Below are 18101 nucleotides of genomic sequence, written 5' to 3'. Positions count from 1 at the left end.
GGGGTGTTCGGTTCTCGGGGGCCGGAAGAAGTTCCCGGTACCGGCGTACCCGGCGCGGGACCGGCCGTCGGCTACCGCCGCGGCACCACGATGAACGCCGTGCCCTCGGCCAGGTCGACGCGGGAGCGGGGCGGCGCGCCGTCGCTCTCGTCGTCCCGCCGCAGCAGTTCGACGCGCCGCTGCTCCAGCTCCACCGTCTTGTTTCCGTTCACGACCGCCGTGAACTCGTCGAAGGCGATGTTCGACAACGACCGCCCCGTGCGCCTGCGCAGCCACGGGAGCAGGCCCAGCCCCGTGAACCATCGCCACACGCTCTCCACGACGGCGAACAAGGCCAGCGCACAGGCGAAGGCGGGGAAGGACATGAGCCAGACCGTCATGGTGACCACTGTTCCGGGTCCGCGGCGCGCGGGGATCAGACTCACGTACGACCCGCTTCCCCCGTACGGCGGAGGCGCGCCGCACGCGACTCCACCACGCGGACCACCCCCGCATCTCGCGCCCGGCGGCCAACTCCCCCTAACATATGTGGACTTGGCGGCCGGGAAGGGCCGTCGGAGAAGGGCGGGGGCCGTGGAGCCGACACTCGCGCATGTGGTCCTGATCGCCTTGCTCTGCTGGTTGGTCCACGCGCTGTTCGTCTGGACGCGGGACGCCGCGCATCGGCGGGGCCTGCCGCCACCGTCACTCGCGCCGGCCCAACTGGAGGCGTGCCAGGGGCAGGCTTTCCGCGAGATCTGCCGCCGGGCCGCGAACCCGGGAATTCGCGTGGAGATGACGGACTACTTCACCGCGCAGGGATGGAACCGCGCCGACGTCATGCGCATCCTGGCGGAGCCGCTCAAGCACAAGCTGATCAGGGTCAAGGGCTTGCGGTTCGGCGGGTACTGCGTGACGCGCAAGGGATGGGCCGACTACGAGAGCAAATTCATCTGGACGGGAGGCGAAGGGGTGCACATCTCCTCCACATCGGGCGGTTTCGTCGTGGCGAACGTCAACAGCCCGCACGCGATGGCCCATGGCGGCTACGGCAACCGGCCCGACGCGGCCGACATCCCTCACCAGCGGCTGACCGCGGCCCTCCGCGCGGACGCGGACTCCGCGCGCCCCGAAGAGGCGGTACGCGCGCGGGAGTACGCCGACGACCTGGCCTCGGCCGTCGACGCGCAGGACGCCGACAGGACGGCCCGCGTGCTCGGCAGGATCAACACCCTTCTGGCCACGGCCACCGCCGCCTTCACCCTCACCCGCGAACTGCTGCCGCCCGGCTCGTAGCAGCTCCCCTCCGTCGCCGCCGGCCCCGGCTCAGTGGAAGCAGAGGCAGAACGGGTGGCCGGCCGGGTCCGCGTAGACCCGCCAGTTGGCCCCCGGGCGGATCTGGTCCGTCCGCTCCAGCACGGTCGCGCCGAGGGCAAGCGCCCGCTTCTCCTCGCCGTCGAGGTCGTCCACGTCGAAGTCCAGGTGGAGTTGTTGCGGGTGGCCCTGGCCGGGCCACTCGGGCGGCCGGTAGCCGTCCACTCGCTGGCAGGCCAGCGGTGTCCCCTCGAAGCCGTGCACCTCGACCCAGTCGTCGTCCCCGGGGTCGGCGACCACCCGGCCGCCGAGCAGCTCCGCGTAGAACTCGGCGAGCCGTACCGGGTCGGCGCAGTCCAGCGCGACCGCCTGCAGTTTCCGGATCACTTCCGTCACCCCTCACTCTTCGGTCGCTTGCGCGACTCCCGTATCGGTAACGGAGGGGACGTACCCAACCCCGCGGCGGGCATGCCGGCTCAATCGACGAGGCGCGCCTCATGACGAGGGCGGAAGCGTGCCCGTGGCCGTACCATCGGCCTTCGCGGCGTCGGCGACGGCTTCGGCGGCCGCCTCCGCGGCCTGCGCCGTGTCGTCGGCGGCCCGGGCGGCCATGTCGTCGTCGGCGGGCTTCTCGCGGGTGGCCGGTGACCGGGGCAGGTCCTCGGCGAAGGCGCGGCCCACCCCCTGGAGGGCCGTGGTGATCTCGCTGGGGATCACCCAGAAGTTGTTCCCGGAACCCTTCGCCAGCTCGGGCAGGGCCTGAAGGTACTGGTAGGCGAGCAGTTTCGGGTCGGGGTCGTTGCGGTGCACCGCCTGGAACACCTCGTCGATGGCCCGCGACTGGCCCTCGGCCTGGAGGATGGCGGCGGTGCGGTTGCCCTCGGCGCGCAGGACAGCGGCCTGCTTGTCGCCCTCGGCGGTGAGGATCTGCGACTGGCGCTGCCCCTCGGCCCCGAGGATCGCGGCCCGCTTGTCCCGTTCGGCCCGCATCTGCTTCTGCATCGCGTCCTTGATGGTCTGCGGCGGGTCGATGGCCTTGATCTCCACCCGGTTGACCCGCAGCCCCCACTTGCCGGTGGCTTCGTCCAGCACGCCGCGGAGCTGGCTGTTGATGGTGTCCCGCGAGGTGAGCGTCTTCTCCAGGTCCATGGAGCCCACGACGTTGCGCAAGGTGGTGACGGTCAGCTGTTCGACGGCCTGGAGGAAGTTCGCGATCTCGTAGAAGGCCGCCCGCGGGTCGGTGACCTGGAAGTACAGGACCGTGTCGATCTCGACGACCAGGTTGTCCTCGGTGATGACCGGCTGCGGCTTGAAGGAGACGACCTGTTCCCGCAGGTCGATCACCGGGTGCACGCGGTCGATGTAGGGGATGACGAGGTTGAGGCCGGGGTTCAGGGTGCGGTGGTAGCGGCCGAGGCGCTCGACGTTGCGGGCGCGCGCCTGGGGGACGATGCGCACCGCCCGCACCACGGTGAAGAGCGCGATCAGCGCGATGATCAGGGCTGCGACAAGAAACGCGGAGACTTCCATGATTCAGTCCCGGGGGTAGACGAACGCGGTGGTGCCGCTGATCTCTATGACGTCCACGGTCTTTCCCGGAGGGATCACCAGCATCTCGTCGTAGGCGCGGGCGGTCCACTCCTCACCGTCGATCCGCACCCTGCCGTCCAGGCCCGACACCTCCGACACGACATACGCTGCCCTGCCGACCAGGGCGTCTATGCCGAAGCGCACCGTTTGCGGCCGGAGCACGTGCCGCACCGCGAGGGGGCGCACGAACAGCAGGGTGATGGCCGCGACGACGGCGAACACCAGGAACTGGAAGGGAAGCGGAAGTCCGGTCGCGGCGCACACCGCGGTGACCAGCGCGGCGGCACTCAGCATGCCGAGCGCCGCGGTGAGGGTGAAGATCTCCGCCACGGCCAGGACGGCCGCGGCGATCAGCCAGATGAGCCACGGGTCCATCGCGTACCTCCTCCCCTGGACACGGACGCCGACGTGAGTGCGTGAGTGTGGGGGCGGGATCAGGCACAAAGCACCTTTTGCGCAGTTTGCTCAGTTTGCGACTATTTTACCCGCTCGGGCGAGGGGACCGCCGGGTGGCCGCCGCAGGTGCTGGTCGGGCGCGGCACGGCTGATCCGGGGCAGCCGGAGCCGCGCCGCCGCGTGTCGGGACGTCCGTCGCAGGAGGCGCCGTCAGCTTTCTACACGGCCGGGCGGCAGAGAGGACAGCAGGCGCGGGCCGGAGCGCCGGAGGGAGCGGTTCTGGAGTATCGCGGAAGGGCTGCTGCTGGCCGCGGTGGTGATGATCGTGTTCTTCACCATGGCGCGCTACGCGCACGTCGCGGGAGTGTCCCGGGCCCAGCACGACGCGGAACTGGACTACCGGGGGGCCACTCCCGTGCTGATCCACGCACGCGCTCCGATCCACGCCTCGGCGCCCTTCGTCGCCTGTGAGGACCGCGGGCGGGCGCATACGCCGTTCCGGTTCCGGTGCGTGGGCTTCCAGATTCTCGCCGAGTCGAGCACGTGGTCCTTCCTAATGCCGCACAAGCGGTCCGGCGAGGTGACATCACGCTCGTCCTGCGGGACGACGACAACGTCCGCGTGGAGATGCTGCGCGTGGCGCAGGCCGACCGGCGGCCCGCGTCGGACGTCCGGTTACCACGCCCCGGATGCGGCCGGGAACTCCTCGGGCCCGGCCGTGGCGCTCGGCGTGGCTCCCTGCTTCGGGCCGACCGTCGTGCCCGGCGGGGTATCCACCGGGCCGCCCGTGGCGTCCGACGGCTCGACCGAGGGAGGGTCGGTCGCCACCTCGGGCGTCGGCGGGTCCGCGGGGGCGTGGCCTTCATGCTCGTTCTTCTCGACCACTTGGGCCGATACGCTCGAAGAGGTCGTTCCTCTGTCGGTCTCGACCGTCACGCTGCCCGCGACGCTCTTCGCCTCGCTCTTCGGCGGCAAGAGCATCTGGAAATCGCACTCATCGCCGGACCGCACCCTCCTGCCGGTGCAGTCGTCCTTGGACACCTCGGCGTTCTCCGCCGCCACCTTCTTCACGGTCAGCGGCGCGTCCGAGGTGTTGCGGACCTTGACGTCGACCGCGGCGGACTCGCCGACGGCCACGCGCGGGAAGTCGATGTCCGGCCCCCGCTCGTCCCCGCTCCCCGGGAAGAGCGTGGCGGCCCCGGCCGCTGCCAGTGAGACGTCGCTCTCGGACGACGTGTCGTCACCTTTCCCGCAGCCGACCGCCGCGGTCAGCAGTGCGAGCGCCACGGCCGTCCGCAGCAAGGACATTCCGACTCCCGGTCCACCAGGCATATCCGCTCCTCCGTCGCCCACGCGCACGCTTCCGCGAGCCTTGCACGGGGTGCGGGCCGGGCCACCACGGCGGCCGGTCGCCACACGGCGCCCTCACCTGATCGGCCCCGGACTCCACTGCCACCATCTGCCCCGGCCGGTCGCAGGCGGTGTCGACCGCTTCCGGCTGCCTGTCGGTCGGAGCCGACGGTGGTACGGGGGTGCTGCCCCGGCTCGGCTCGCTCGGCCTTCTCGCTCGGCAGGGTGAAGTCAGGGGGAAGTCAGGGGTGGCGCCGAGGGTCGACGCGCCCACGGCGGCGGGTCGATGGGCTCCGCTGCGCGCATCATGGACGTCGGCGGCGGCAGGGGCACCCTGCTGAGCCGCGTCCTGGCGGCGGCGCCCAAGGCCCAGGGCATCCTGTTCGACATGCCCCATGTGATCGAGATGGCCAAGTCGTCGCTGCGCTCCGAGGCGGCCGCGGACGTGGTGGAGCGGATCGAGTCCACCGGCGGCAGCTTCCTGGAGTCCGTCCCGTCCGGCGCCGACCTCTACATGCTGAAGAGCATCATGGTCGACTGGCCCGACGCGCAGGTCGCCCGCCTGCTGGCCAATCTGCACCGCGCGATGGGACCCGGCAGCCGCCTCCTGATCGTGGACTGGTTCGGCCGGGACGCGGCGGACGCCGGCCGGGTCGTCGAGGGCTACGAGGCAACCGTGAGTTTCTCGGCATGGACGCCTGGGGCGGGCGGCTGCGCGTCCGCACGGAGTTCGAGACACTCCTCGACGCGGCCGGTTTCGCCGTCGATCAGGTGGAGACCGCTTTCGCCCCCGGCCTGTTCCCCTGGAACCCCGGCCCTGACCTGCGACGGCCGGGACAGAGCCAACCCGACGCCTCGGGACCGCAGCCTGGATGTGAACACCAAGGGGGCCTTCTTCACCATCCAGCGCCTGGCCCCCTCTGATGTCCGGGGAAGGCTCCATCGTGTTCAGGCACCGTAGAGGAGGTCGCCGCCGCCGCACTGCACCTGGCCGCCGAGGCCACCTTCACCACCGGCGTAGAACTGCCCGTGGACGGCGGTCCGTCGCCGTATGTCACCTGGAACTTCCGAGGTGAAGGCGGCCCAATTCCTACCTGGCCGCGGCGGTGCGACGCGTGAGCAGCGCGCCCAGAGCGATCATCCCGATGCCGAGGACGAAGTGCAGCCAGTCGTCGGCGTTGTTGAGCGGCACGAAGTTGGCGCTGCTGTGGTGGTCGATGATCAGGCCGTAGAGCCACAGCACCAGATAGACGGCGCCTCCGGCCAGCAGGAAGGTCCGGGCTGTGGAGGCGGCTCGGGCCATGGCCAGACCCGCGACGCCGAAGGCCAGGTGCACCAGGTTGTGCAGGATGGAGACCTGGAAAATGCCCAGCAGTTCCGCGCGGGAGTCGTGGGACGCGAACTTCATGGTGTCGTAGTCCGCGGTGATCCCCGGAATGAAACCCAGCACTCCCACCAGCAGGAACACCGCCCCGACGAGCAGGGCCGCCTGCTGGACCGGGGTACGGGCGCCCCCTGTGGGGCGCGTGCGTGCAGTCATCACGATGGCCTTCCTTGTCGGCAGTGCCTCGGCAAGCGCCAAGACATGCTGGTTCTCTGGTCTGTACTGTCCAGCGCGTAACAGGTCGGCCGGAGGAATTGACCGGCTGCCGGTCACCTCCGTTTGCGTCGCGCCGCCACGATCCCTGCGCCGGCAAAGATGAGCGCACCGGTCAGCGTGACGGCCTTCGTTCTGCCGGCAGCCGCGTAAGTACTCAGACCGAACGCGTCACGGAGACGGTCGTACGCGCTCAACGGCACGCCGAGCAGCGCGTTGCCGGGCGGTCGCCGAGGGACGGCGGGGTGCGGATGCGTGGGGGCGCTCTTTCGTACGGCATCCCAGGCGGTGCCGAGCCGACGCAGCTGCTCCGCGTCTACGACATCGCGGAGGCGGGGCAGCAGTTCGTCTTCCTCGTCCCTGATGTCCTGCCGGATCAAGGAGAAGACCCGCCGGATTTTGTCCTCGCGCTCCAGGTCGCCCGGGGGGAGCCGTTCGATATCGGTGGTGAGGTCGTTGATCTGCTGGTGTTCTTCCTCGACCTGGGCGGTCAGCGCTTCCCCGTCGGCGACACGGCGCCGCACGGCGGGCCACAGCACGGTCTCCTCCGCGAACGCATGGCTGAACACCAGCTGGATCAGCTGTTGGAGGATCTCCTCCCGGCCAGTGCCGTCGGGCAGGGCCTGGTGGCGTGCCATGAGCTGGCTCATCTCGGCATGATCGCGTCGTTGCCGCGCCAGCACACTGGCCTCGCCGCCCAGCTCTTCGACACTCCGATGCTTGATGCTCGCACGCGTGGACATGCTGTTTCCGCTCCTGCCCTCAGCTGTCTCCCGTGGCCTCGCGACGTCGATCTTCGGTGTCTTCGCCTTCTGCCTGAGAGGGGGTGGTGCGGGGTGCCTCGGCGGCTTCGGCCCTCGACTGCTCGTCCGCTGCCGAACCGTCCTGCTCTCGTTCACCCTCAGCCTGTGATGGCGTCTGCTCACTCACTTCCGACCTCCATGCCGGGTGCGTCCGTGGGCGCTCAGGTACCCCAACGCGGGCAGACCACCCAGAAGGAGCGCCATAACCATGAGGACGCTCATCGCTGACACGACCAGCCCCCGCGTAACGCGCGGCTGAACCTCTTACAGCATCACACCACCGATCCGGCCAAGCGGCGACCGGAGCACGGCTGAGGCGCACGAGCGTGTGCGGCACGGCCCTCACGCCCTCTGCGGAGGACCGACAAACCGTCGGCGGCTCGATCAGTGATCGATTACGGCCGGAACTCATCGGTGCAGTTCTCGCTCATCCGGTCAATCAGCAATTGCCACACATTCGATCGGCGCGCCGCGTGATGTGTGCGCGTGTTGGTCGGATGCTTGACGGCTTAGCTCAGAGAAAGCCCCGCGCACCCCCGTGTGGTCGCGGTGGAGCGCGCGGGCCATGTGCTGCTCCGAGGTGCCCCCGGCGCGCCCACGCCGGACGCTCTGGCCCCGTTCGCCGGACGCGTCATCGAAACCCCCGACCGCGTCGCCACACGTCGAAGCGGCCCCTGACGCCCCGTCCGCACGCCGGGTGACTCCACTTAGCCGCTGAACAAGGTCGCCAAGACCCACTGACCACCGACCAACTCAGCGTGACCCACCTCAAACCCGCACGCTATGCAGCCGTACCTGCACAGCTGCGATGGGGCTGCTGGGACGGTGTCGGCCCCGGGGGCGAGGTGCTCGGCCCCTGGCGCCCGGCCACTACGCCGTCCACCGCGCCCAAGCCCACGGCGCACTTGTCGAGGCCGTCGAACTGTCGCCCCCCAACACCGCTACGTCACAGCGCACTTCGGTGAGGTACCCGGCGTCCGGTTCCTACACGCGGACGGTTGGGGCATGCCGCTAGGGACGGCCCCGTCCCTCCTGGTCGACCGCGGTCATTGTTGTGGCCGGGGCCGCGTTGCTGCCGGGCGGATCTCAGAGTTCGTCGCGCGTCACTCTTCGCCGGGCCAGATAGCTCACTCCCCAGATAGCCGCGCAGAGTGCCACCAGACCCAAACCTGCGGGTTTCCCCGCCACGGTCAAGGCGAGGCCGATGCCCGCGACACATACCAGGAGTACCGTGGCGAGCGTGAAGAGCTGGGAGGTCGCCCTTTTTCTCCCGAAATAGTTATCTTGCACGTCCTTTGCGCCTCCACTTGATGAGTTCGCCGTCCGGCACACGCCTTCCCCGAACTGGCCGCCACACAGCGCCCCCACTCGGTCAACCACAGTGCGGCAGGCTCCAGGCCCTCCTTGCCCTCAACGAACAGTCGTCGAGCGGGCGCAAGCGTCCTCGACGGCCTCGGCGGGGTCGATCTCGACGTACTTCCGCACGTCGTTGGCGACGGCGTTCGGCAGTCTCTGGAGGGGCCGGAGCAAGCACACCGGCCATACGGCGTCCGTCGAATCGGTACGTGGACGGGCGGTGCGCGACGTCCCGTTCAACATGCTGTGGTTGAGAGATATTCGACGAGTGGGAGTTGTGGCGCTGGGTTCGTTCGGCACACGGGATGGCGCGTTACTCGGGCGACTACGCCTCGGCGAAGGCGAACTAATCGTCTCGGAGGCCGACACCGCAGCCCGGCAGCCTGCGCCCGGGAGGAGTCGACGTTCCACACGCCCGCGCTCGTACGCCAGAGCGGCAGCTCGGTCCACTGCTACCTGTGACGGCCCGGACCCGCGCACCCATGCCGCTTACCACTTGCCACTTGCCGCTTGCCGCTTACCACCGACCGTGACCCGTGCCCCGTTCGTACGTCAGCTCGTCCCGTCCGTGGTCCGTCAGGCCGGCCTCAGGTCGGCTTGCGCCACACGGAGATGTGCTTCGCGGAGTCCTGGGTGAACGGGGCCTCGTTCCAGTCCGCGACGCGACGTTCCAGCTCGAGCCCGGCGATCCGTGCCATCAGGTCGAGCTCTGCCGGCCAGGCGTACCGATGCCGGGAGGTGGCGCGGCGGTAGCGGCCGTCCTCGCCGTCGCGGGTGAAGTGGTGCGAGACGAGCATCTGCCGGACCAGGTCGAAGGTGTCGAAGCCGAGGTGTTGCTCGGAGACGTCGAACGGCACCGCGATCTGGCCGGGCGGCAGGAGCCGCAGCGGCGGCACCCCCAGCTCGATGACGAATCGGCCGCCGGGCCTCAGATGCCGTGCGGCGTTGCGGAAGCACTCGACCTGCTCGTCCTGAGTGAGCAGGTTCGTAATGGTGTTGTAGACGAGATAGACGAGGGTGAACTCGCCGGGAACGACGGTGGTGGCCATGTCCCCGATGACCACCGGGAGCGTGTCCTCGTCGATCTTTCGCCGCAGCACCGCCGCCATGTGCTCGGACAGTTCGATGCCCACTACCGGCACGCCGCGTTCGCGGAGCGGGACTCCCACGCGTCCGGTTCCGATGGCGAACTCCAATGCCCGGCCCTCTCCGGCGAGTTCGGTGAGGAAGGCGAGAGTCGGCCCGAGGACGGCGGCCGAGGAGGCTTCGGTCTCCTCGGCGTCGTAGCGGTCGGCGGTCTCACGGGTCCACAGTTCGCTGCTCGTCACGGACGGACACTTTGCCGGGTGTGGAGGGGCGCTGTCGACGCATTTGCGTTCTCGGCGGCGCGGCGCGTACGGCCGTGGGAAAGCCCATGGCGGCGGGGTCAGGTCCGGCGCGCTTCGTCGGCCTCCGTCGCAGGTACCGGCCGCCGCAGCAAGTAGAGGCCCGCGACCGACACCAGCAGCGTCATGCAGGCGATGAACACCAGCCCGGCGCCCTCCAGACCCATCGGGCCCGCCAGCAGCCCGACGCCGATGACCGGCAGCGAGATGCCCGCGTAGGCCGCCACGAACAGGGTCGAGATCACAGCCGCCCGCCGGTTCGCCTCGGACGCCTGGGCCACCGCGGCCAGCGATCCGCGGAACGCCAGCCCGTGCCCGATGCCGCCGACGAGCGCGCTCAGCACGACCAGCGGCAGCAGCTCCCACCACAACGCGCCTGCCAGCAGTGCCAGCCCGGCGAGGAGCGCGGCGCAGCCCAGCGGCAGGGAGCGGGTCAACCCGACCCGCCCGACGACCAGTTGGCCGGCGGTCGAGGCGAAGAAGGCCAGCGCGACGACCGCCCCGCTCAGCGCGCGGTCGTGCACGTGCAGGGTCTGGGCGAGGAAGGAGGGGCTGACCGATGTGAACACGCCGAACAGGGCGAACCCCACGAAGGTGGCGGCCGCCGCCGGTCCGAAGACCGCCCGGACCCGCGGCGGCAGGCCGGGCCGCTGCGGCCGTACGGTGCCCAGCGGCCGCCGCTCCCCCACGGTCTCCGGAAGCCGCAGCAGGACGGCGGCCGAGCAGGCCACCAGGGCGAGATGGACGGCGAACGGCAGGTACAGCGGCCAGTCCGCGTACTGGGCGAGCACCCCGGCGAGCAGCGGGCCGCAGCCGAGCCCGCCCATGTTCGCGGCGGTCGCCAGGAACGTGGCGCGTGAGCCGCCGCCGTGCGGCGCCAGCTCCATCACGTATGCCGTGGCGGCCCCGGTGAACAGGCCCGCGGACAGCCCCGACAGCAGCCGCCCCGCGTACAGCCAGCCCAGCGAGGTGGCGGACAGGAAGCAGACGGCGCTCGACGCCGCGCATGCCAGGCCCCACAGGAGGACGGGCCGTCTGCCCACGGCGTCCGAGGCGTTGCCCGCCAGCAGCAGTACGCCGATGACCCCGACCGCGTAGACGGCGTACACGACGGTGACCGTGAGTTCGGAGAAGTCGAACTTCTGCTGGTAGAGGCCGTAGAGGGGGGTCGGCAGCGTCGTACCTGCCATGCATACGGCGAACACCGCCCCGCTGAGCAGGCTCTGGCGCCTGCCTCGCAGATCACCGTCCATACCGCCGACGGTAACCGCACGCTCCGTTGCTCGCGGCACGGTGCGCGGCCGTCCGTGGTGGCCTTCCGTGGGTCGCTTCCGGCGTCGCCCCGGCCGTGCCCGGACGGAGGCCGAGAGGCATTTCCGCGGCCCGCGACGCACAGTGGAAGGCATGACGGACGACGACAGGCCGGCTGCGGCGGCGGCGCTGCGCGGTCTCGATCCCATGGTCTCGCTCGCCATGTGTGTGCAGGCCGGGCCCGGTGTCTACGCACTGCTGCTGGGTGCGGGCGTGTCGCGGGACGCCGGTGTGCCCACCGGGTGGGAGATCGTCTCGGATCTGGTGCGCCGGGCCGCCGTGGCGCGGGGCGCGGACGAGGAGCTCGCCGTCGCCGATCCGGAGTCATGGTGGGCCCGGTACGGGGACGGGGGGCCGCTCGGCTACTCCGCCCTGCTGGAGACGCTGGGCGGCACCCCCGCCGCCCGGCACAAGCTGCTGCACGGCTACTTCGAGCCGGATGCCGAGGACCGTGAGGCCGGGCGCAAGCGGCCCGGGGCGGCGCATCACGCGGCGGCCCGGCTCGTGGCGCGTGGCTCGGTGCGCGTGGTGCTGACCACGAATTTCGACCGGCTCACCGAGCAGGCGCTGGCAGCAGCGGGGGTGCAGCCGCAGGTCATCCACAGTCCCGCCGGTCTCCGCGGGATGACGCCGCTGGCACACGCCCGGGCCACGGTCGTCAAACTGCACGGCGACCTGACCGACCTGGAGGCCCGCAACACCGAGCGTGAGCTGGAGCAGTACCCGGCGGCCTGGGCAGGTCTCGTGGACCAGGTCCTCGACGAGTACGGACTGATCGTGTGCGGTTGGTCGGCCCAGTGGGACCACGCGCTGGTCAACTGTTTCGATCGCCGTGCCGCGCGCCGCTACCCCGTGTTCTGGGCCTCTCCGCACCGCCCGCGGGGCAAGGCCGCGGAACTCGTCGCCCGGCATGGCGCCGTGGTGGTCCAGGGCCCGACGGCGGCGGAGTTCTTCCCCGGCCTCCTGGCGCGGCTGGAGGCCCTGGACCAGCTGTCGGCGCCGCCGCCGACCCGTGAGCTGTCCGTGGCCCGCCTCAAGCGCGCCCTGCCCGACCCCGTGCGCCGCATCGACCTGCACGAGCTGCTGGACGCCGAGGCGACGCGGGTCGTGGAACGCCTCACGGACAGGGGCCGGTACCCGCCCGGCGAGCACACGCCGGACCCGGACGCGTACCGGGAGAGGCTGGAGCGGTACCGGAGCGACTGCGAGACGCTGCTGCACCTGCTGGCCGTGGGTGTGTTCCACGACGAGGCCGGGGTCCACGCGCGGGTATGGGTGCGGGTGCTGCAACGGCTGTTGGCCGTCCCCGGGGACGGCCGTGACCAGCGGGGTTCCGGGCTGCGTCACTACCCGGCCCTGCTGGCCCTGGCCGCCGCCGGCAGCGCCGCCGTACTGGCCGACCGCGACGACCTGCTCGGCCGCCTGCTGCTCGAACCGGTCCAGGCACATCCCCGCCCGTCACGGCCGGGCTCCGGCCGGGCCGCCGCAGAGCCGAAGCCCGCCGTGCTGGCCCTGCGCCCGGCGGACATCCTCGGCTCCGGTGAGCGCGTCAACGCCTTGCTGGACGTGCCGCATCCCCCGTCGCTCGTCCAGGCGGCGCCCAGCACGTGGCTGCGCCGGCGGCTGCGGGAGGTGCTCGCCGAACCGGGCGCCGACGGCGACCGCGCGATCTCCGACGCTTTCGACACCTACGAGTACGTCACCGCGCTGCTCCAGGCCGACCTGGCGGAGATGCCCGAGACCGTCGGGGAATTCACTCTTCCCGACCGGTGGGACGGCGAGGGGCGGCTGCGGGTGGCCGCCCGGGTGCAGGCCCGCTTCTCCGGCGCCTGGCCCATGCTCGGCAGCGGCGCGTTCCACGGCGAGGTCCAGCGGGCCCACACGGCCGCGGCCGTCGTCGACGTGCTGTGTGCCGAGCGCTACGTGGAGACGGTGGGGCGTCAGCCGTTCCGGTGACAGTGACAGTGACAGTGACAGTGACAGTGAAGTGAACGGGGAGCGCCGGCGCGAGACGCGGGCGGGCCGTCACACCCCGGCGGGGCGTGCGGAGGCGGCATCCCCCGCCGTGGCGCCGCCGTTGACGAGGCGGTCCCTGAACTCCGCGTGGCAGAACTGGTACACGGGCCCGACACGTCTGAGGACGTTGAGCAGTCGGGCGTCCTCCATGAACGCCACGGGGTGACGCGGCAGCCCGTGCGTCGCGGCGAGCCGCAGGCCGGTCTCCCGGTACGCGAAGTAGGCGGTGCTCGACATGGCGAGGAGTCCGGCGGCGAGTCCGACGGACAGGTTCGCCTCGGGGGTCCACAGCGAGTAGGCGAGGACCTGCACGCCCGTGTCGTCGCTCTCCGCCAGGCCCGCCAGGACGGTGATGATCCATTTGGCGAGCAGCGGCACCACCGCGAAGATCATGAGCGCGACGGCGACGGCGCGGTCGCCGCGCAGTGTGGACTGCGGGGTCTCCTGTTCCAGGTCGGCCGGCACATGGGCCCAGCGCAGGATCGCCAGCCCCGCCCCGAACAGGACGCCGAAGAAGGCCCCGAGCATGGCTGTCGTGGTGAACCTCTCCCACCAGGGCAGGTGGGCGCTCCAGGGTTCCACGACGGAGAGCGCGGCGCCCAGGCCGATGCCCACCAGCATCCCCCGGCCCATCGACGCGGGGAGCATGGCCCACAGCAGACGCCTCGGGGCGCGGAACTCCAGCCGGGTCGGGCGGGAGGAGCCCCTGGTCGGGTCGAGTCCCGCCATGATGCCGACGATCAGCAGGAAGATGCAGGAGTGGTACGTCGCGTCCTGGCTGACGAGTGCCAGGTCCCCGGGGAGGTCGATGAAGGAGACCTCGGTGGCGGACGTGCCGGGCCGCTGCCGGATCGACAGATACGACAGGGCGCCGGCCAGTTCGGTCCCCAGCCAGTAGAGCAGGACGAACACGAGGGCCTTGCGCAGCCTGGCGACTCGACGGCTCGTGCTGTCCGGGTGCCACCCGACCCGCCGCCGGAGCAGTGAGGCGCCCAGCACGGCGAGGGCCAGCAGCGCCATGAACAGGGTCCAGACGCAAGCCGCCCGTAGCCAGGTGTACGGTGCGACCCCCGACGCCAGGCCCGCTTCGGCGGGGTCGACCGTCCGCGCCCAGCTCTCGATCACCGCCCCCACCGCCAGGGAGAGTGGGAGGACCACGGCGCAGCCGACTCCCGAGCGGCGCGCGATCTTCGTGACGGTGGGCAGCCGTCGCCGGACGCGCCGCGGAAGCCCGGCCCGCGTTCCTGCCGGCCCGGACCCGTTCCCGTCGCCCGGCCCGGCCCCGCCGCCGCCCCCGACCCAGGCGAGCCGGATCACCGCCGTGACCGCGACGGCCGTGGCGAGCGTGATGGTCAGGAAGCAGACCAGCCGCGGGAACGGGGAGAGCGCCCAGTGGAAGTACTCCCCGGCGACGCCCCCGGCCCCGAGTCCGGCCATCGCGCCGGCGATCGGCGCGGACAGCGGTCCCGCCGGGTCGGGTCGCAGCGTCCGGTGCAGTTCCCACCAGGCGATGTCGTCGGTGCCCTGGTGCTTGACGTGCGCGGCGAGGAAGGTGAGCGTTCTGCGGGCGTCCTCGGGCCGCCAACGGGCGGTGGCCGTGCGGCGTACGTCGGGGACCGAGGGCGCCGACGCGGTGGGCTGTGCGGAGAAGACCGCGGGGACCAGCGCGTCGAGGAGTTCACGCTGGAGGCCGGCCGCGTCGGTGCAGCGGGTGAGGTCGGCGGGGTCGCCGGCCGGTGAGGTGTGGACGGTGCGGGCGAGCCAGACGTTCAGCGGCACCGACAGGGCTCGGGACACGGCGCTGTGGGGCCGCTCGGTGAGTTCGTCGATCACCGGCTGCCATGCGGCGGTGCGCCGGGGCGGGACGGCGCTGCGCAAGTAGTCCGCCACGTCCGCCGGTTCCACCGGTTCGGCGACGACCACGGCCGCCGCGGTGATCACGTCCGTCTCGGCGACCACGCGGTGATACTCGGCCGTGCGTGAGGTGAGGATCAGGGGGCTGTGTACGGCGACGGCGTGGTTGACGGCGGCCAGCGCCTTGGGCCGCAGTTCGGCGGGGAGTTCGTCGGCGCCGTCCAGGACGGGCAGGATGCGTCCCTCGGCGACCAGTTTGCGTGTGGGGTCACGGCCGTACGTCTCGTGGTTGCGCAGCGCCGGGTAGTCCTCGTGGATGCGGCGCGCCAGCCAGTCGAGGAGCGTCTCCTTGCGTGGGTTCCACGGGGCCAGATCGAGCAGGACCGGGACGGGTTCGCCGGGCTCGGGGGCGCGCAGGAGTTCTCGTACGAGCAGAATCGCGAGGGCCGTCTTGCCGGCACCGGGATCACCGAGGATGACCAGTCTTCGGCGGGGCAGGGCGCGGAAGGCCTCGGCGAAGGCGCGGATGTCGTCGCTGCGGCCGGACAGGGTGCGGCCGACCATCCGCGCGTGGTCGCCGGCCTCCGTCTGCCCGCTGTGCCAGCGCACGGCCAGCGGGTGGGGGTCCAGCAGCCCCTGTGCGGCGGCTTCCTCCGTCCACTGGCGGCGCACCATGGCGGCGAGCGCCTCCGCGGCCTGGTCCAGCTCCGCCTTGGTGGCGGGCGCGGCGGGGCGCGTCCGGTGCCATGACCAGCTGAGCAGGCCGGCGGTGGCGGAGATCAGGACGCTGAGCGAGGTCGCGGCGGCCTGTGCGCCCGCGCCGACCACGAGGGCCACCACCGTGGCGAGCGCCGCGATGCCGGCCGCTCCGATGACCCAGGGCCACCAGGATCTGTCGTTCCTCATGTGGTGGTGGCTTCGATGTCGTTGCGGAACAGGCAGAGCTTGGCGTCCTTGGCGTGGAAGTACTTGTCCACCTTGTAGGCGATGGTGGCGAAGTCGAGCCGGCCGTCGCCGTTGAAGTCGCCGAGGGCGATCCGCCCGGCGCTGTCCGAGGACACCCGCCACTTGGTGAACACGCCGGCGGCGATGTCCAGCGCCTTGTAGTAGAAGACGCCCTGCCAGGGGTACGGGCCCCGCAGGGCCACCAGGAACTCGTCGTCGCCGTCGTCGTCGAAGTCCGCGCAGATGATCTGGTGGCTCGTTCCCTCGCCGAGCTCGTTGGGGTCGCCGAAGACGTCGAGCACGATCCGGCGCCAGGTCGCCTCGGTCACGGGGGTGCCGGGGCGTTCCTTGATGTACGCCGCCACGGTGTTGCCGTGGAAGGGCTCGGTGGCCACGACGTACGCGTGCGGGTCGGCGCCGATCTTTCCGGCGCCCACGTCGCTGCTGCCCTTGAACCCGGTCCGCTCGAACCGCTCCTGCTCGCCGGAGCCGATGTGCGTGGTGGTGAAGCGCTGCTCGCGCGCGTCGTAGTGGAGCCAGGTCACGCCCTCCTCGGAGGCGAGCAGGACGGAGTCGAGGTGCTCGCTGCCGGGCAGTGGGTTCTGCTGGATCTCCGCTCCGTGGATCATGCGGAAGTGACTGTCGTCGATGATGTGCTTGTTCCAGGGTCTGCGCACGTCGTCGTCGGGGCTGAACAGCACGACGGGGATGAGGGCGTGGACGTGGCGACCGCTCACGGTGGGCAGGGCCATCAGCTCCAGCTTGCGGGTCTGGGTGAAGTGGCCGAGGCGCAGCCGGTGCATGCCCGTCTCACGCCCGATGTAATGCCGCTTCCAGCGGGTCTCGGAGTCGAACTTCCCGGTGTTCTCGATCCAGTCGATCTTCCCGCCCTGGAGGTCGGGGTCGTCGATCCGTCCGCCGGCGCCGTACAGCTCGTAGCAGACCACGAGGTCCGGGTAGCCGTTGCCGGTGATGTCCCCGTAGTGGGCGCCGATCGGCATGTGGAAGCCGTCGGCCACCAACTGCCGCTGCCAGCCGGGGTTTCGGTACCAGTAGATCTCGCCGAGGTAGAGGCCGTGGCCGACCAGGTCGGGCCGGGTGTCGCCGTCGACGTCGGGGGCCTCCAGCCAGTAGCCCTCGTTGAGGTTGTCGTGCAGGACCTCCCGGGTGAAGCGGGGGACGCGGATGTCGAGGGGTGTGCTTGCGACGCCCATGGGGGTGCCTTCCGATACGTGTGTGGGGGTGGGTCAGTTCAGGGCCTCGGCCAGGTAGGCGCGGGCGGTCTGGGCGTAGTGGAGCGGCGGGTGGCCGCCGCGCGGGTCCTGCTCGGCCTCCACGACCAGCCAGCCGCGGTAGGCATCGCCCGGGCGCAGGACCTTGAGGAAGGTGTCGAAGTCGATGTGGCCGTCGCTGTCGCCGGGCACCGTGAAGACGCCCGCCTCGACGTATTCGCGGAAGCTGCCGGCGGCCAGGGTGCGGTCGGCGTGGACGCCGCCGCGGACGTTCTTCAGGTGGACGTGGGTGATGCGGTCGCGGTGCCGTTCGACGATGCCCGTCAGGTCGGCCCCCGCCCAGGTGAGGTGGCCGGTGTCCAGGAGGAGGCCGACGTGTCGCGGGTCGGTGTGCCGCATGAGCCGGTCCACGTCCTGCTCGGTCTGGACGCCGGTGCCCATGTGGGGGTGGTATGCCAGGGTGAAGCCCTGACGGGCGGTGATCTCGCCGATCCTGTTCAGTCCGTCGCACAGGTCGGTCCACTGCTCGTCGGTGAACTCCGGCTTGTTGCTGCGCAGGCTGAGTGCCTGGAGGTGGACGGACCTGCCGAACTCCGCGGCGCCGATGACACGGGTCTTCACCGGAGGGCCGCCCGCGTTGAACCGCTTGAGGAACTCCAGGACCTTCAGCAGGTCGCGGGCGCAGCGCTCGGGACCGTCGGGCACGGTGAAGTACGTGCTCACCCATGGTTCGCTCACGCTCAGGCCGCGCAGGTGCATCGCGGCGGTCAGCGCGTGGACGTCGGTGGTGAAGGTGTGTCCGATGCTGCACCCTTCGAACCCGGCGAGCGCGATCTCGCTGAGGCACTGTTCCATCGGGATGTCGTTGCCGATGAGCGGGAAGTCGTCGCTGCTCCAGCAGGTGGGGGTGATGCCGAGGTGAATGCCGTCCGGGGGCGGGGATATGTGTGCCGGCATGGTGGGGTCCAGGGGT

Annotated in this window: 16 protein-coding genes and 1 pseudogene; 4 read left to right on the top strand and 13 right to left on the bottom strand. The window is 71.1% G+C overall.

What is annotated here, in order from left to right:
- Positions 1 to 71: 71 nt before the first annotated feature.
- Entirely contained in the window at positions 72 to 380 is a 309-nt protein-coding gene (locus J2N69_RS33080) for a DUF6191 domain-containing protein (protein ID WP_230903992.1), read from the bottom strand.
- Between the two features lie 193 nt (positions 381 to 573).
- Between J2N69_RS33080 and J2N69_RS33075 the strand changes: the two genes are divergently transcribed.
- Positions 574 to 1275 carry a hypothetical protein gene (locus J2N69_RS33075; RefSeq protein WP_230903991.1) on the top strand — a complete coding sequence of 234 codons (702 nt, stop codon included), beginning with the start codon at positions 574 to 576 and terminating at the stop codon, positions 1273 to 1275.
- A gap of 30 nt (positions 1276 to 1305) precedes the next feature.
- Here J2N69_RS33075 and J2N69_RS33070 read toward each other — a convergent pair whose 3' ends face one another.
- From J2N69_RS33070 to J2N69_RS33055, 4 genes are all read right to left on the bottom strand, one after another.
- On the bottom strand, positions 1306 to 1680 hold the full coding sequence (locus tag J2N69_RS33070; protein WP_230904982.1) for a VOC family protein: 375 nt from the start codon (positions 1678 to 1680) through the stop codon (positions 1306 to 1308).
- A 108-nt stretch (positions 1681 to 1788) separates the two neighbouring features.
- Complete coding sequence (locus J2N69_RS33065; RefSeq protein ID WP_230903990.1) at positions 1789 to 2823, bottom strand: SPFH domain-containing protein; 1035 nt, start codon at positions 2821 to 2823, stop codon at positions 1789 to 1791.
- A 3-nt stretch (positions 2824 to 2826) separates the two neighbouring features.
- Positions 2827 to 3258, bottom strand: a complete 432-nt coding sequence (locus tag J2N69_RS33060) for an NfeD family protein (RefSeq protein WP_230903989.1) — start codon at positions 3256 to 3258, stop codon at positions 2827 to 2829.
- 696 nt (positions 3259 to 3954) lie between these two features.
- On the bottom strand, positions 3955 to 4587 hold the full coding sequence (locus tag J2N69_RS33055; RefSeq protein WP_230903988.1) for a RodZ family helix-turn-helix domain-containing protein: 633 nt from the start codon (positions 4585 to 4587) through the stop codon (positions 3955 to 3957).
- A gap of 328 nt (positions 4588 to 4915) precedes the next feature.
- Here J2N69_RS33055 and J2N69_RS33050 point away from each other — a divergent pair, with 328 nt between their 5' ends.
- Complete coding sequence (locus J2N69_RS33050; RefSeq protein WP_330166843.1) at positions 4916 to 5590, top strand: methyltransferase; 675 nt, start codon at positions 4916 to 4918, stop codon at positions 5588 to 5590.
- Positions 5591 to 5719: 129 nt separating this feature from the next.
- Here J2N69_RS33050 and J2N69_RS33045 read toward each other — a convergent pair whose 3' ends face one another.
- Together J2N69_RS33045 and J2N69_RS33040 are read right to left on the bottom strand one after the other, a co-directional pair.
- Positions 5720 to 6169, bottom strand: coding sequence for a DUF4383 domain-containing protein (locus J2N69_RS33045; protein ID WP_230903987.1), 450 nt, complete (start codon positions 6167 to 6169; stop codon positions 5720 to 5722).
- A gap of 113 nt (positions 6170 to 6282) precedes the next feature.
- On the bottom strand, positions 6283 to 6969 hold the full coding sequence (locus J2N69_RS33040) for a hemerythrin domain-containing protein (protein WP_230903986.1): 687 nt from the start codon (positions 6967 to 6969) through the stop codon (positions 6283 to 6285).
- Between J2N69_RS33040 and J2N69_RS33035 the strand changes: the two genes are divergently transcribed.
- Positions 6962 to 7138, top strand: a complete 177-nt coding sequence (locus J2N69_RS33035; RefSeq protein WP_230905035.1) for a hypothetical protein — start codon at positions 6962 to 6964, stop codon at positions 7136 to 7138. The genes J2N69_RS33040 and J2N69_RS33035 overlap by 8 nt on opposite strands.
- A 1606-nt stretch (positions 7139 to 8744) precedes the next feature.
- Here the strand turns inward: J2N69_RS33035 and J2N69_RS33030 are convergent.
- The 3 genes and pseudogenes from J2N69_RS33030 to J2N69_RS33020 form a co-directional block, all read right to left on the bottom strand.
- A pseudogene (locus J2N69_RS33030) lies at positions 8745 to 8837 on the bottom strand (NAD-dependent epimerase); the annotation flags it as partial.
- Positions 8838 to 8972: 135 nt separating this feature from the next.
- Positions 8973 to 9713 carry a class I SAM-dependent DNA methyltransferase gene (locus J2N69_RS33025; RefSeq protein ID WP_230903985.1) on the bottom strand — a complete coding sequence of 247 codons (741 nt, stop codon included), beginning with the start codon at positions 9711 to 9713 and terminating at the stop codon, positions 8973 to 8975.
- A gap of 98 nt (positions 9714 to 9811) precedes the next feature.
- Complete coding sequence (locus J2N69_RS33020) at positions 9812 to 11023, bottom strand: MFS transporter (protein ID WP_230903984.1); 1212 nt, start codon at positions 11021 to 11023, stop codon at positions 9812 to 9814.
- A 151-nt stretch (positions 11024 to 11174) separates the two neighbouring features.
- Here J2N69_RS33020 and J2N69_RS33015 point away from each other — a divergent pair, with 151 nt between their 5' ends.
- Complete coding sequence (locus J2N69_RS33015) at positions 11175 to 13037, top strand: SIR2 family protein (RefSeq protein WP_230903983.1); 1863 nt, start codon at positions 11175 to 11177, stop codon at positions 13035 to 13037.
- A 69-nt stretch (positions 13038 to 13106) separates the two neighbouring features.
- Here J2N69_RS33015 and J2N69_RS33010 read toward each other — a convergent pair whose 3' ends face one another.
- The 3 genes from J2N69_RS33010 to iolE are packed head-to-tail and all read right to left on the bottom strand — an operon-like array spanning position 13107 to position 18085.
- Positions 13107 to 15857: an NACHT domain-containing protein gene (locus J2N69_RS33010; protein ID WP_230903982.1), complete on the bottom strand. Its 2751-nt coding sequence runs from the start codon at positions 15855 to 15857 to the stop codon at positions 13107 to 13109.
- Positions 15854 to 17110 (bottom strand): FG-GAP repeat domain-containing protein, encoded by a 1257-nt coding sequence (locus tag J2N69_RS33005; RefSeq protein ID WP_230903981.1) that lies wholly within the window; start codon positions 17108 to 17110, stop codon positions 15854 to 15856. The genes J2N69_RS33010 and J2N69_RS33005 overlap by 4 nt, the downstream gene beginning before the upstream one ends.
- A gap of 33 nt (positions 17111 to 17143) precedes the next feature.
- Entirely contained in the window at positions 17144 to 18085 is a 942-nt protein-coding gene (iolE, locus tag J2N69_RS33000; protein WP_230903980.1) for a myo-inosose-2 dehydratase, read from the bottom strand.
- Between the last annotated feature and the right edge of the window lie 16 nt (positions 18086 to 18101).

Origin of the sequence: Streptomyces huasconensis, from assembly GCF_021028635.1 — a bacterium.
GTDB lineage: Bacteria > Actinomycetota > Actinomycetes > Streptomycetales > Streptomycetaceae > Streptomyces > Streptomyces huasconensis.
Note: the sequence above shows the minus strand (reverse complement) of the source record. Positions and strands in the feature narration are given on the sequence as shown.